The 13,121-nt window shown below is 61.1% G+C and carries 14 protein-coding genes; 7 read left to right on the top strand and 7 right to left on the bottom strand.

Going from position 1 to position 13,121, the window contains the following annotated elements; translation table 11 throughout:
• The first annotated feature begins 2 nt into the window (after positions 1 to 2).
• Positions 3 to 476, top strand: a complete 474-nt coding sequence (locus tag QMK47_RS13675) for a hypothetical protein (protein ID WP_320390408.1) — start codon at positions 3 to 5, stop codon at positions 474 to 476.
• 29 nt (positions 477 to 505) lie between these two features.
• Here the strand turns inward: QMK47_RS13675 and QMK47_RS13680 are convergent, their stop codons facing one another.
• Both QMK47_RS13680 and QMK47_RS13685 read right to left on the bottom strand, forming a co-directional pair.
• Positions 506 to 1,534, bottom strand: coding sequence for an alpha/beta hydrolase (locus tag QMK47_RS13680; protein WP_258691067.1), 1,029 nt, complete (start codon positions 1,532 to 1,534; stop codon positions 506 to 508).
• Entirely contained in the window at positions 1,531 to 2,007 is a 477-nt protein-coding gene (locus QMK47_RS13685; protein ID WP_320390409.1) for a cyclophilin-like fold protein, read from the bottom strand. Before QMK47_RS13685 ends, QMK47_RS13680 begins: the two co-directional genes overlap by 4 nt.
• 125 nt (positions 2,008 to 2,132) lie before the next feature.
• Between QMK47_RS13685 and QMK47_RS13690 the strand changes: the two genes are divergently transcribed.
• The 5 genes from QMK47_RS13690 (at position 2,133) to QMK47_RS13710 (ending at position 8,383) form a co-directional block, all read left to right on the top strand.
• Positions 2,133 to 3,026 (top strand): LysR family transcriptional regulator, encoded by an 894-nt coding sequence (locus QMK47_RS13690; protein ID WP_214511710.1) that lies wholly within the window; start codon positions 2,133 to 2,135, stop codon positions 3,024 to 3,026.
• Positions 3,027 to 3,256: 230 nt separating this feature from the next.
• A complete protein-coding gene (locus tag QMK47_RS13695) occupies positions 3,257 to 3,739 on the top strand; it encodes a formate dehydrogenase subunit gamma (RefSeq protein WP_003201284.1) in 483 nt (160 codons plus the stop codon).
• Entirely contained in the window at positions 3,733 to 5,292 is a 1,560-nt protein-coding gene (locus QMK47_RS13700) for a formate dehydrogenase beta subunit (protein ID WP_258691068.1), read from the top strand. Before QMK47_RS13695 ends, QMK47_RS13700 begins: the two co-directional genes overlap by 7 nt.
• Positions 5,289 to 8,165, top strand: coding sequence for a formate dehydrogenase subunit alpha (gene fdhF, locus QMK47_RS13705; RefSeq protein ID WP_320390410.1), 2,877 nt, complete (start codon positions 5,289 to 5,291; stop codon positions 8,163 to 8,165). The genes QMK47_RS13700 and fdhF overlap by 4 nt, the downstream gene beginning before the upstream one ends.
• Complete coding sequence (locus QMK47_RS13710) at positions 8,162 to 8,383, top strand: formate dehydrogenase subunit delta (RefSeq protein WP_018602246.1); 222 nt, start codon at positions 8,162 to 8,164, stop codon at positions 8,381 to 8,383. The genes fdhF and QMK47_RS13710 overlap by 4 nt, the downstream gene beginning before the upstream one ends.
• An 88-nt stretch (positions 8,384 to 8,471) precedes the next feature.
• Here QMK47_RS13710 and QMK47_RS13715 read toward each other — a convergent pair whose 3' ends face one another.
• From QMK47_RS13715 to QMK47_RS13735, 5 genes are all read right to left on the bottom strand, one after another.
• Entirely contained in the window at positions 8,472 to 9,002 is a 531-nt protein-coding gene (locus tag QMK47_RS13715) for an AidA/PixA family protein (protein ID WP_018602248.1), read from the bottom strand.
• A gap of 308 nt (positions 9,003 to 9,310) precedes the next feature.
• Positions 9,311 to 9,622, bottom strand: a complete 312-nt coding sequence (locus QMK47_RS13720; RefSeq protein ID WP_214511707.1) for an isochorismate lyase — start codon at positions 9,620 to 9,622, stop codon at positions 9,311 to 9,313.
• 60 nt (positions 9,623 to 9,682) lie between these two features.
• Positions 9,683 to 10,201, bottom strand: a complete 519-nt coding sequence (locus QMK47_RS13725; RefSeq protein WP_320390411.1) for an isochorismatase family protein — start codon at positions 10,199 to 10,201, stop codon at positions 9,683 to 9,685.
• A gap of 431 nt (positions 10,202 to 10,632) precedes the next feature.
• Positions 10,633 to 10,914: a fructose-bisphosphate aldolase gene (locus QMK47_RS13730; protein WP_320390412.1), complete on the bottom strand. Its 282-nt coding sequence runs from the start codon at positions 10,912 to 10,914 to the stop codon at positions 10,633 to 10,635.
• A gap of 555 nt (positions 10,915 to 11,469) precedes the next feature.
• On the bottom strand, positions 11,470 to 12,396 hold the full coding sequence (locus QMK47_RS13735; RefSeq protein ID WP_258691071.1) for a LysR substrate-binding domain-containing protein: 927 nt from the start codon (positions 12,394 to 12,396) through the stop codon (positions 11,470 to 11,472).
• A 106-nt stretch (positions 12,397 to 12,502) separates the two neighbouring features.
• Here QMK47_RS13735 and QMK47_RS13740 point away from each other — a divergent pair, with 106 nt between their 5' ends.
• Positions 12,503 to 13,111 carry a LysE family translocator gene (locus QMK47_RS13740; protein WP_253474266.1) on the top strand — a complete coding sequence of 203 codons (609 nt, stop codon included), beginning with the start codon at positions 12,503 to 12,505 and terminating at the stop codon, positions 13,109 to 13,111.
• Positions 13,112 to 13,121 lie beyond the last annotated feature (10 nt).

Below are 13,121 nucleotides of genomic sequence, written 5' to 3' on the forward strand. Positions count from 1 at the left end.
CAGTGCCACTCAATTGGGAATCGAAGACCACGCGTACGTGCGGACAATGGTCACTGGAAGACATCGTATCTGACTACTGCGTGTCAAAAGCCGAGTGCATCAAAAAATTGTTGGTGTTGGAGCGGATGGGCCTGGCGGACCTGAAGGCGGGGAATCGCATCAGGTTGCTGGTTGCGCGGGATTTCGATTGGCTGCCGGACGGCCCTATCCGAGGGTTCTTCCTGCGACAGGGGCTGCCGGATTTCATGGCGAGCCGATTCGACGTCCCCGATGAAACCCTGCACTTTGCCCATGGCATGCTGACCAAACCCGCTTACGCCCAGTTGCAAGTCGAAATCCACAAGTTACGCAGCAAACTGGCGGCGCTTCACAACGAATCGTTGAGCGCACCGCTGTCCGAAAAACGTGGGACTGCGCTGTTGCTGGCGATGCGAGTTTGGGAGCCGCAGGTATTCAGGAAGCTTAAGCGGGGGTAGGTCGATAGGTCACTCGACTGGGCCTGATATTACTTCAGATTGCTCTGGAAGAAGCTCGTCAGCTTATCGAACGGAATGAGGTCGACCCGATCATAAAGATCGACATGGCCAGCCCCAGGAATGATGACCAGTTCCTTGGGTTGACCGGCGAGCTTGTAAGCCTCTTCGCTGAACTCCCTGGAGTGCGCATCGGCGCCAGCAATGAATAACATCGGATGAGGCGAAATGGTCTCGATGTCATTGAGCGGGTAGAAATTCATGAACTTGACGTTGCTTGTCAGCGTCGGGTGCGTGGTCAGGTCTTTGGACGAGCTCGATGGCGTGAACTCACCGCGTGGGGTGCGGTAGAAGTCATAGAACTCACGTTGGATAGGATGGGTGTTTTCATCCAACTGATGCACCGTACCGCTGGTGTAAAGCGTTTCACCGCCCGCGAACTCCACATTACGCTGCTGTGTGGCCTGCGCGATGATAGCCCGGCGCTGTTCAAGCGTTTGGGAGTGTTTCAATCCGTTGCGATTGACGCCACCCATGTCATACATGCTCACCGTTGCGATGGCTTTCATGCGTGGGTCGATCTTCGCTGCGCTGATCACGAAGCTGCCACTGCCGCAGATGCCGATGGCGCCAATCCGCTCTTTATCGACAAAAGGCTGGGCGCTGAGAAAGTCCACTGCGGCGCTGAAGTCCTCGGCGTAGATATCCGGCGAGACTGCGTTGCGCGGCTGCCCCTCGCTTTCGCCCCAGAATGACAAGTCCAGGGAGAGGGTGACGAAGCCTCTTTCCGCCATTTTCGTGGCATAGAGGTTGGCGCTCTGCTCCTTGACCGCGCCCATCGGGTGGCCTACGACAATCGCCGGATTTCTGGCCTTGCCATTGAGTTTCTTCGGAATGAACAGGTTGCCGGCTACGTTCATTTGATACTGGTTCTTGAAATTGACCTTTTGTACGGTCACGTCGTCGCTGGTATAGAAGTTATCTGCGCCGTTGGACATATCGGCTCCTATTGCTGAGAGCGAACTGATAAGAAGGGTTAATAAAACGATGATCTTTTTCATTGGGAATCCTGTCGATGCGGAGTAATCAGTTTTTTGGAAAACGTCACTTGCACACCCCGCCGACCCAGCGCTTGAGCCAGTTTCGCGGTGTCATCCACTTGCCCCAGACGGGTGTAGGCGTAGGTAGAGTTGAAGTTCGTGTAAAAGACGACCAAGGTGTCCGGCCCGTACAGCATCAGGTCGCCATTGCTGATCGTTCCCGGCCGGTTTGCTTTGGCAGGTAGCGCTTGGGGAAGGGGGGCGTATTTCTCGTTATGGTTGAGATCGTTCATCTCCAACGTCAGCGGCAACAACGTGACAAACGCGCGGGTAGCCGCGTTGTCGGCCAAGGTGATGGCGAAGCGTTGTTCGCCGACGGTCATCCACATCACGGTTTTCTCCGTTTTCGAAGATGCCGATGCGGCACCATTGATCGTTGCGTAGCTGCCAAGAACGAGCATTACCGTCAGCAAACCAAGCCGGGCCGATTTCATCGCAGTTGCGCATTTATTCCTGTTCATGGCGTTGATGGTGACTTGGGAACGGTTATGCGACTAGCTAATGAATGCTTAACAAGGCTATAAGCAAGGCTAATCAATTGGCTTAGATGTGTTTCACCATGATCAAAAGAAATCTCAATGACCTGCTGTCTTTCGTCACGGTCGCGCGCGAAGGTAGCTTCACGCGCGCTGCCGGGGCATTGGGTGTCACACAATCTGCACTGAGCCAGGCCATCAATGGCCTGGAAGCACGCTTGCAGATCCGGTTATTGACGCGGACCACTCGGAGCGTTTCGCCGACCATCGCGGGTGAACGGCTGCTGCAAGCGATAGGCAATCGCTTCGATGAAATAGAAGCGGAGCTGGATATGCTGACGGAGATGCGAGACAAGCCCGCAGGCACCGTACGCATCACCTGCGGCGATCATGTCCTGCGCACGACCTTGCTCCCCAAACTTACCGGGTTGCTGCACGACTACCCGGATATAAACGTTGAATTTGACGTGTGTTACGGCTTTCGAGACATCGTGGCGGATCGGTTTGATGCCGGCGTGCGCCTGGGCGATACCATCGACAAAGACATGGTTGCCGTTCCGATAGGCCCTCCATTGCGGATGGCTGCCGTCGCTTCGCAAGCGTATTTCGCTGCCCACGCCATTCCCAGGAGTCCGCGCGACCTGATGACCCATCGCTGTATCAACCAGCGCATGCAGACATCGGGCGGGCTCTATGTCTGGGATTTCGAACGGCGAGGCAAGCAGGTGAACGTGCGAGTTGACGGCCAGCTGATTTTCAACACGTCGACGCATATCGTGCAGGCGGCAGTGGCCGGGCTGGGCGTTGCGTACCTGCCAGAAGAAGAGTTTGAACCGTACCTGCAAGAAGGCCGACTGGTGCGCGTGCTGGAAGATTGGTGTCCGCCGTTTTCAGGCTACTATCTGTACTACCCCAGCCGACGACAGCCTTCGCCTGCATTTACACTGGTTGCCAATGCATTGCGCAAAACCATCTAAGAAAGTAGTCGCTTTCAGAACACGTTTCGTCGTCCATGTGCAATCGCCAACCCCCGGTAGTGGCAAGCTGTGAGGATGCCCCGGACCAGGTGCGCCAAAGACACCTGGCCGGAGAGCGAGAATGGCGATCGGATGTGCCACGCGACCGTGACGTGGGCCGGACGCCGCAGCCAAGACTCCGGACGGCTGCCGCTATGCGGTGGTGTCGTTCGAGATGCCGAGGTACGTTTATGCCCGATGAGACGCTTCACCTGCCTTTGATCCACAGCGTGCTTGCGCGCGAAAAGGACACCCCTGGTGCCCTGCTGCCTATTCTCCATGCCATCCAGGCAGGCTGCGGGTATGTCCCCGACAGCGCCGTCCCGGAGATCGCCCACGCCCTCAACCTCAGCCAGGCTGAAGTGCGCGGGGTCATCAGCTTCTACCACGATTTCCGCACCACGCCGCCGGCGCGCCATACCCTGCGCCTGTGCCGGGCTGAGTCCTGCAAGAGCATGGGCGCCGAGACCCTGGCTGCGCAGTTGCGCGAGCAACTGGCGCTGGACGATCACGGTACCAGCGCCGATGGCAGCATCAGCCTGCGGCCGGTCTATTGCCTGGGTGCCTGCGTCTGCTCGCCGGCCCTGGAGCTGGATGGGGAGTTGCATGCGCGGATCACGCCTGAGCGTCTACGTCAGTTGGTCAATGATTGCATGGAGGAGGGCGCATGCTGACGCTCTGTATCCCCCGCGATTCGGTAGCCCGTGCCGTGGGCGCGGACAAGGTGGCCGATGCGTTGGCCCGTGAGGCTGAACGTCGACAGCTGCCGTTGACGGTGTTGCGCACCAGTTCCCGTGGCCTCTATTGGCTGGAACCGCTGGTGGAGCTTGAAAACGCCGGCGTCCGGTTGGGCTTTGGCCCTGTCACACCGGCCGATGTGCCGGGCCTGCTGGATGCGCTGGCAGGCGATCCCGGCAGCCATCCGCTGGCCCTGGGCCCGGTGGAGGAGATTCCCTATCTCAAGAGCCAGCAGCGCCTGCTGTTCGCGCGCGCCGGCATCACGCAACCGCTGTCCCTGGACGACTACCGTGCCCAGGGCGGCTTCCAGGGCCTGGCCCGGTCCATCCAGATGGATGGCGCAGATGTGGTCGCCAGCGTGCTGGATTCCGGCCTGCGCGGTCGGGGCGGTGCGGCGTTCCCGGCGGGCATCAAGTGGCGCACGGTGCGCGATGCCGTGGGTGCACAGAAGTATGTGGTGTGTAACGCCGATGAAGGCGACTCAGGCACCTTCGCCGACCGCATGTTGATGGAGGGCGACCCCTTCCTGCTGATCGAAGGCATGATCATCGCCGGCCTCGCCGTAGGCGCGACGATGGGCTACATCTACGTGCGTTCGGAATACCCGGCCGCCATCAGTACGCTGAACGAAGCGCTGCGCATCGCTCGCGACGCCGGCTATCTGGGGGCGAACGTGAGCGGTAGCGGCTGCGCCTTCGACATTGAGGTTCGTGTCGGGGCCGGCGCCTATATCTGTGGCGAAGAAACCGCACTGCTGGAATCCCTCGAGGGCAAGCGCGGCACGGTTCGCGCCAAACCGCCACTGCCGGCGATTCAAGGCCTGTTCGGGCTGCCTACGCTGGTGCACAACGTGGTGACCCTGGCCTCGGTGCCGGTGATCATGGAGAAGGGCGCGCAGTTCTATCGCGACTTCGGCATGGGCCGTTCCCTGGGCACGATGCCGTTCCAACTGGCCGGTAACGTCCGTCACGGCGGCCTGGTGGAGCGCGCCTTTGGCCTGAGCCTGCGTGAACTGGTGGAAAGCTATGGTGGCGGTACCGCCAGCGGTCGGCCCCTGAAGGCCGCACAAGTGGGCGGGCCGTTGGGTGCCTGGGTGCCGCCTGCGCAATTCGATACGCCGCTGGACTACGAAGCGTTCGCCGCCATGGGCGCGATGCTCGGCCACGGTGGTGTGGTGGTCGCCGACGACAGCCTGGACATGGCCCAGATGGCCCGGTTCGCCTTGCAGTTCTGCGCCGAGGAATCCTGCGGCAAGTGCACGCCGTGCCGGATCGGCTCCACCCGTGGGGTGGAAGTGGTGGATCGCTTGATCGCCAGCACCGAAGCCGGTGCCCGTCAGGAACAGGCCCTGCTGTTGCAGGATCTGTGCGACACCCTGCAATACGGTTCGCTCTGTGCCCTCGGTGGGATGACGTCCTACCCCGTCGCCAGTGCCCTCAAGTATTTCCCCGCCGACTTCGGTCTGGCGACCACGGAGGCCGACCAATGATCAACATCTTCGATCCCAGCAGCGATATCGACCTGGGCACCCCGGCGCGTGAAAGCGACGTGCAGGTCAGCCTGACCATCGACGGGCGTGAAATCAGCGTCGCCTCCGGCACCTCGGTCATGCGTGCCGCGGCCTTGCTCGGCACCACCATCCCCAAACTCTGCGCCACCGACAGCCTGGAAGCCTTCGGCTCCTGCCGCATGTGCCTGGTGGAGATCGACGGCATGCGCGGTTATCCCGCGTCCTGCACCACGCCGGTAACCGAAGGCATGGTGGTTCGCACGCAAACCTCCAAGCTCGCCACGCTGCGGCGCAACGTGATGGAGCTGTACATTTCCGACCACCCGCTGGACTGCCTGACATGCCCGGCCAACGGCAACTGCGAATTGCAGACCGTGGCGGGGCAGGTGGGCCTGCGCGAAGTGCGCTACGGCTACGAAGGTGCCAACCACCTGGCCGAGGCCAAGGACGTTTCCAACCCGTATTTCGACTACGACCCGAGCAAGTGCATCGTCTGCAACCGCTGCGTGCGTGCCTGCGAGGAAATCCAGGGCACCTTCGCCCTGACGATCACCGGACGCGGCTTCGATTCCCGGGTGGAAGCGGCCGGCGGCGACAACTTCCTCGATTCCGAATGCGTTTCCTGCGGCGCCTGCGTACAGGCGTGCCCGACGGCGACCCTGATCGACAAGAGCGTCGTGGAGATCGGCCAGCCGGAGCGCAGCGTCATCACCACTTGCGCCTACTGCGGCGTGGGTTGCTCGTTCCGCGCCGAGATGAAAGGCGTACAACTGGTGCGCATGGTCCCGGACAAGAACGGGCAGGCCAACCACGGCCACTCCTGCGTCAAGGGGCGCTTCGCCTGGGGCTACGCCACGCACCCGGACCGCATCACCAAGCCGATGATCCGCAAGCACATCGACGACCCGTGGCAGGAAGTCAGTTGGGACGAGGCGGTCACCTACGCCGCCAGCGAATTGCGCCGGATCCAGCTCAAGTACGGGCGCGACTCCATCGGCGGCATCACCTCCAGCCGCTGCACCAACGAAGAAACCTACCTGGTGCAGAAACTGGTGCGCACCGCGTTCGGCAACAACAACGTCGACACCTGTGCCCGTGTCTGCCATTCGCCTACCGGTTACGGCCTCAAGCAGACCTTGGGCGAGTCCGCCGGCACCCAGAACTTCGACTCGGTGATGAAAGCCGACGTCATCCTGGTGATGGGCGCCAACCCCACTGACGCGCACCCGGTATTCGGCTCCCAGCTCAAGCGCCGCCTGCGCCAGGGCGCACGGCTGATTGTCATCGACCCACGGCGCATCGACCTGGTGGATTCGCCTCACGCCCGCGCCGAGCTGCACTTGCAATTGCGTCCGGGCACCAACGTGGCAATGCTCAACGCGTTGGGCCATGTGATTGCCACCGAAGGCTTGATTGACCAGCCTTTTGTCGAGGCACGCTGCGAGGCGGCGGACTTCGCTCGCTGGCGTGATTTCGTCAGCCTGCCGGAAAACTCCCCCGAGGTCCTGGGCCCGGTGTGTGGCGTGCCTGCAGAGCAGATCCGCGCCGCGGCACGGCTCTACGCCACCGGCGGCAACGCGGCCATCTACTATGGCCTCGGCGTCACCGAGCACAGCCAGGGCAGCACCTCGGTCATGGGCATCGCCAACCTGGCCATGGCCACCGGCAACATCGGTCGCGAAGGCGTCGGGGTGAACCCGCTGCGTGGCCAGAACAACGTCCAGGGCTCCTGCGACATGGGCTCGTTTCCCCACGAGCTGCCGGGCTATCGGCATATTTCCAACGAAGCGGTACGCGCCGAGTTCGAACAGGCGTGGAACGTGACCCTGCAACCCGACCCGGGCCTGCGCATCCCCAACATGTTCGAGGCGGCCCTGGACGGCACCTTCAAGGCGCTTTACTGCCAAGGCGAGGACATCGCCCAGAGCGACCCCAACACCCAGCATGTGACGGCCGCGCTGTCCGCTTTGGAATGCGTGATTGTCCAGGACATCTTCCTCAACGAGACGGCCAAGTTCGCCCACGTGTTCCTGCCGGGCAGCTCGTTCCTGGAGAAGGACGGCACCTTCACCAACGCCGAACGCCGCATCTCCCGCGTTCGCAAGGTGATGGACCCGTTGGCCGGCAAGGCCGACTGGGAAGCCACCATCGCCCTGGCCGATGCGCTGGGCTACAAGATGCACTACAACCATCCTTCGGAAATCATGGATGAAATCGCCCGCCTGACGCCGACTTTCACCCGTGTCAGCTACGCCGAACTGGATCGTCACGGCAGCCTGCAATGGCCCTGCAACGATGCCGCGCCGGACGGTACGCCAACCATGCACATCGATCAGTTCGTGCGGGGCAAGGGCCGTTTCATGCTCACCGGCTACGTGCCCACCGAGGAAAAGGTCAACGGCCGCTATCCACTGTTGCTGACCACCGGACGCATCCTCAGCCAGTACAACGTCGGCGCCCAGACCCGGCGTACCGACAACGTGGCCTGGCACGAGGAGGACCGGTTGGAGATTCACCCAACCGACGCCGAGAACCGCGGGATCGTCGACGAAGATTGGGTGGGTATCGGCAGCCGTGCCGGGCAGACGGTGCTGCGCGCGAAGGTGACCGAGCGGGTGGCACCGGGGGTGGTCTACACCACGTTCCACTTCCCGGAGTCGGGCGCCAACGTGATCACCACCGACAACTCCGACTGGGCCACCAACTGCCCGGAATACAAGGTCACGGCGGTGGAGATCGTGCGGGTCAGCCAGCCTTCGGAATGGCAGAAGCGCTACCAGGCCTTCAGTGATGAACAGGGACGCTTGCTCAGGGAACGTCGCCATGCCGAGAAAGCCGAGGTGCGTCGATGAGCTCTGACAGCTTGATCAAGATGGCCAACCAGATCGCCCAGTATTTCGCCAGTGAGCCGGATCACGCGGTGGCGGTGCGGGGCGTGTACCAGCACATAAAGAGCTTCTGGACGCCGACCATGTATCGCGACTTGATGGCCTGGCAAACGAAACATCCCGACGCTGTCCTGCACCCGTTGGTGCTGGCGGCATTGATGGAGTTTGAAAAAGCGGCTTAGGAAGGAAATGCAGTAGAACCTGCACACAGCCCCGGCCGGCGCCCTCGTCAACGACGAAGGGAACCGACCGGGGCTGTGTGCATTTCAGTTATTGATTATTGACGGTGATGTAGGGGTCCCATGTGTTGTTCGGGCCGATCTGGTTCAGGTTACGGTCCAGCAGAACGAAGACGATTTGGTACCAGAGCTTTCCCGGGCTCAGCGCAGTGGACTGCCAGACGGTATAGGTCACATCGGTCTTGGCAATGCCTCCGGGGGCACCATTGTCCAGATACGGCACTGGAATGCCGGGGATATTGAAAGATTGCGGGGTCGAGATGGTGCCCTTGTAGTCACCGCCCTGATGAGGGTCGCCGATCACGACGTTTTTGATCAATGCGATGCGGTCGAAGTTGCGCGACAGCGTGGTGGCGCGCCAGCGAATGATGTCGCCGGGTTTTACGTCGAACCACAACTCGTTCCCGCCTTCGCCTTCGCCACTGGAGATGTTGGCGTGGCTGTCGATGGCGCTGCGGGTCACCAGCATGGCAATCGCACCGCCTACGTCATTGGGGTGGGCGAGCAGGTAATCGGCGTCAACATTGACGAGCACATCAATGGTTTGGGTCGCTCCAGACATGTTGTTGCTCCTTGAGGGTAATGACAGTGACGACCGCCCTTCAAAGGGTGTCCGGGCCACCCGGTCCCTGGGTGCGGTCTCGGGAGGAACGATAGGTGATGGCGTTGTAGTGTCAAATTTCCAATTCTTGACGCTGGCGAAACGGAGCGAAGCGCAGCACAACCAAGGCGTTGATTTACCTTTGTCGTGGTCGATCTCTTAATGGGCTTTTGGTTATTTTCCGAGGGCATCAGTGGGCAAAGGCGCACAACCGTTGTCGGTGACTGCTTCTGATCCTGCGGAGGATGGGAGCCATTACCGACTGCGGTTCAGTTGGGGGACTGATTCGCCGTCCAGCGCTTCATTTCTTCGGCAATGAAGTGATGCACCAGGTCGCTGTACATCTTCTCGATGGCATCCGGGTTCAAGCCTTCGGCCTCTGCCCACACGCGTCGTGTCGCCAGCATGGCCTTGAAACGCTCCGGTGCCTGCACCGAAGCCGCCGAGGTCTTGAATTTAGAGGCCGCGAGCACGTATTGATAGCGCTTGCCCAGCAGCGTGATGACCGCTTGGTCGAGGGCATCGATTTCGCGTCGGATGTCCTCCATGTTTGCGCATTGCGAGGGTTGCAACGGGTCCATGCAGTGAGCTCCGCTTGTTGAACAAGACCGGCCCGACGTGAGCCGATCTTGTGATGGAGTTTAGAAGCACCAGTCCTCAGCGCGAACGACACGACAGAAGGCGCCTGCCAGGGTTGCGTTGTGATGGGCGACGATCATTTCTGCCTTCAATTCAGGCGTGTCGGAACAGGTATGGCCGTCGGCGATCAGGACCGCGTCGAACCCCAGGTCCCGCGCGGCTCGGCAGGTGCTGTCGATACAATACTGGGTTTTCATACCGGTGATGACCAGGCCTTCAGCATCGCAAGCCTTTAGCCGCTCTGCCAGGCCTGTCTGGGTGAAGGCGCTGGGGCGGGTTTTTTCGAAGATGACTTCATCACCCTCCAACTGCAGTTCCTGCACCAGTTGGGTCAGTGGGCTTGCAGGCTCGATGGGCGAGCCTGGCGGGCCTACGTGGCGAACCAGGAAAATCGGTGCCCCGGCCTTCCGGGCTTTGAGCAGCAAGCCATTCAACGTGTCCAGCAACGCTTCGCCGGCCCAGGGTTTATCCGGGCCGTGAAACAACCCAACTTGCATATCGAGAATCAACAGAGCGTGCATGGTGCTTTCCTTGCGTTTTGGCCAGCGACGCAAGGGCAAAAGAAAAGGCCCTTACCATCGCTGGCGGGCCTTTGAGATACGTGTGTTATTGACTCACGACACCTCACGACCCGCCTTGGCGGTCGTGGTTGTGGTGGTCGAGGCAATCTGTGGCAGGTTCATGGTGCTGACAGTAGCTTCCGGTCATCAGGTTTGGCAAGTGGGTATGTCAGCTTGCTTGCGAAAGCGGCGGGTCAGCTTGCGCAAATGTCGCTCCTGCCGCCGCCATCGCGAGCAAGCTCGCTCCCACATTTTGATCGGTGGAGCGTCTCGATTTTGCGGCCGGCCCAAGTCCCCTGTGGGAGCGAGCTTGCTCGCGATGGCATTCGATCAGTCAACATTGATGTCGGCTGACAGGGCGCTATCGCGAGCAGGCTCGCTCCCACAAGTTTTTAGCCTTCGAGCCCGCGCTGTTCGATCACGCCGAACACATCCGCCACATCCTGCACCAGGATCCGGGCGACGTTGGTGATGGTGTTGATGTCGCTCGTTGCTGAGTCACGCAGGCTGCTGCACGCCACCAAGGTCAGGTAATCGAGCGTGGCGTGCAGGCGTTCGCTGGCACAGGCGTGGAGTTCGGGGAGTGGGGCTTGGGTGTCGATCAGCAGGACAGGGTGGGTGGTGGCGGTTTGGGTCAGGGGGGTGAAGCGTTGATCCAAAGGATTCTGGCGCATAGTTACTAATTTCCTCATATCAAGAAAGATAGCTACTGCAATTCGCTGCGAAACGAACGGGTGGTAGCTGCATGTGGGTTCGCAGACCGAGGATACGAGGAACTCGGCAGACCCGAAGATCTCCCACACACAGCCACCATAAGTGACGTTGAACGCCAAACGCGCCCATTGTTACTTTTATGATGCCTGGTTGCCAGCGTATCTATCGGGCTGCGAAACCCAGCCACCGGCCAAAGCCAGCGACGACCCAACTATAGAAGTCGATCCCGGCACCCACAACCGACCTGTAGGACGCACGCTCCCCCTGTGGCGAGGGAGCTTGCTCCCGCTCGGCTGCGCAGCAGTCGCAAAACCGGTACCTGCGGAGTACCTGGCGAAAAGAGGTGCCTGGTTTGGGGCCGCTTCGCGCCCCAGCGGGAGCAAGCTCCCTCGCCACGGGAGGTAAATTCCTACGAGATTTTCGGACCACCGTTGGCCGCGCTCCAAAGCGCATAAGGCATCTCCCGGCTAACGCAATTCCCCTGTGGGAGCGAGCTTGCTCGCGATGGCATTCGATCAGTCAACATTGATGTCGGCTGACAGGGCGCTATCGCGAGCAAGCTCGCTCCCACAATGGGTTAGCAACCAATCAACAAAAACCTGCGTCTCAGCCACCGCATCCCTGGACACCCCGTAGTAATAGCGGGCTAACGGCAGGCGCAACGACGGCAGTGGACAGGTCAGCCGCTCGTTGGACAAATCCCTGCCCAGCAGCGAAGCCGGACACAGCGCCACGCCCAGCCCATCGACGGCGGCCTGCAGTACGAGGTGCATGTGATCGAATTGCAGGGTCGGCAGGTTGTTCAATGGCTCGATCCCTGCGTGTTCCGCCCAGTCTTGCCAATCGCTGCTGCGCGTCCTGCCCGATAACAAGGTGTGCCGGGCCAGGTCGGGCATGCTTTCCAATGGCATGCTGTGCAACAACGACGGTGCGGCGACCAGCAGCAGGTCGTCTTCCAGCAGCACTGTGGGCTGTACGTGGGGCGACCAGCCGGCGTGCCCGCGGCGGATGACCACGTCGAACGTTTCCCGTGATGGATCGGGAGGCCGGGTGCTAGTGACGACGTCGGGCTTGATGTCCGGGTGGCGCGCCATGAAGTCCGGCAGTCGCGGGATCAGCCAACGCACCGCGAAGGAGGGGCGCACGTTGATGGTCACTTTGCGCTGGGCAGCACTGCGCGTCAGTGCGGTGGCGGCGTTGGCGATCTGGTTCAGTGCCTCATTGACCTGTTCGTAGAAAGCCCGGCCGGCCGGGGTGAGCAAGGACTGGCGGGTTCGACGTTCGAACAGCAGTACGCCCAAGCGCTCTTCGAGCAACTTTACGTGGCGGCTGACGGCGCTATGGCTGACGTGCAGTTCTTCGGCGGCGCGGCTGAAACTCTGGTGGCGAGCGGCAGCGGCGAAGGCGCGTACGGCGTTCAACGGGGGCAGGTTGGCGATCATGTGTCTAATTTAGTCACATATGCGCTGTAATTAAAGCGTTTGTCAGCGTCCCGGTGCCACGCCACCCTGAAGGCCACAGCAATTCGCCTTCAATGTGGAGTGATGCATGGCCAGTTACGGACTTTTTCTGATCCTGGCGACCCTGACGGTGCTCAGCCCGGGCCCCGGTGTGGTGCTGACGATTTCCAATGCCTTGCGCCATGGCTGGCGCGGTGCGCTGCCGGGCATCTTCGGGATCGCCTCGGGCGCGTTTATCGTGGCGGGTATCTGCGCCAGCAGCTTGGGGTTGATCCTGGCCGCCTCGGCGACGGCCTTCACGCTTTTGAAATACATCGGCGCGCTGTACTTGTTGTACCTGGGCATCAAGATGTGGCGTACCCAACGCTTCGTGCCCGAACTCACGGTCACGTCCACGCGCCCGTGGCGGCGCTTCGGCGAGGCGCTGTCGATCCAGTTGCTCAACCCCAAGGCCGGGTTTTTCTTCCTCGCCGTGTTCCCTCAATTCATCAAGCCGGAGGGCGATTACTACAGCCAGTTCTTCTTGCTGGTGTCGTCCTATAGCGTGCTTGTGGTACTGGTGCATTCTGGTTATGCGCTGATGGCCAATGGCGCCAGGGGCTGGCTCTCGTCGAGCCAGGGCGCCAGGATTGTCGGCAAATTGTCGGGCATCACCTTCCTGGGGTTCGGCGTGCTGATGGCGTCTGCCAGCAAGTGACGGGTACAGG

The organism is Pseudomonas sp. P9_35 (assembly GCF_034008205.1).
Taxonomy (GTDB): Bacteria; Pseudomonadota; Gammaproteobacteria; order Pseudomonadales; family Pseudomonadaceae; genus Aquipseudomonas; species Aquipseudomonas kilonensis.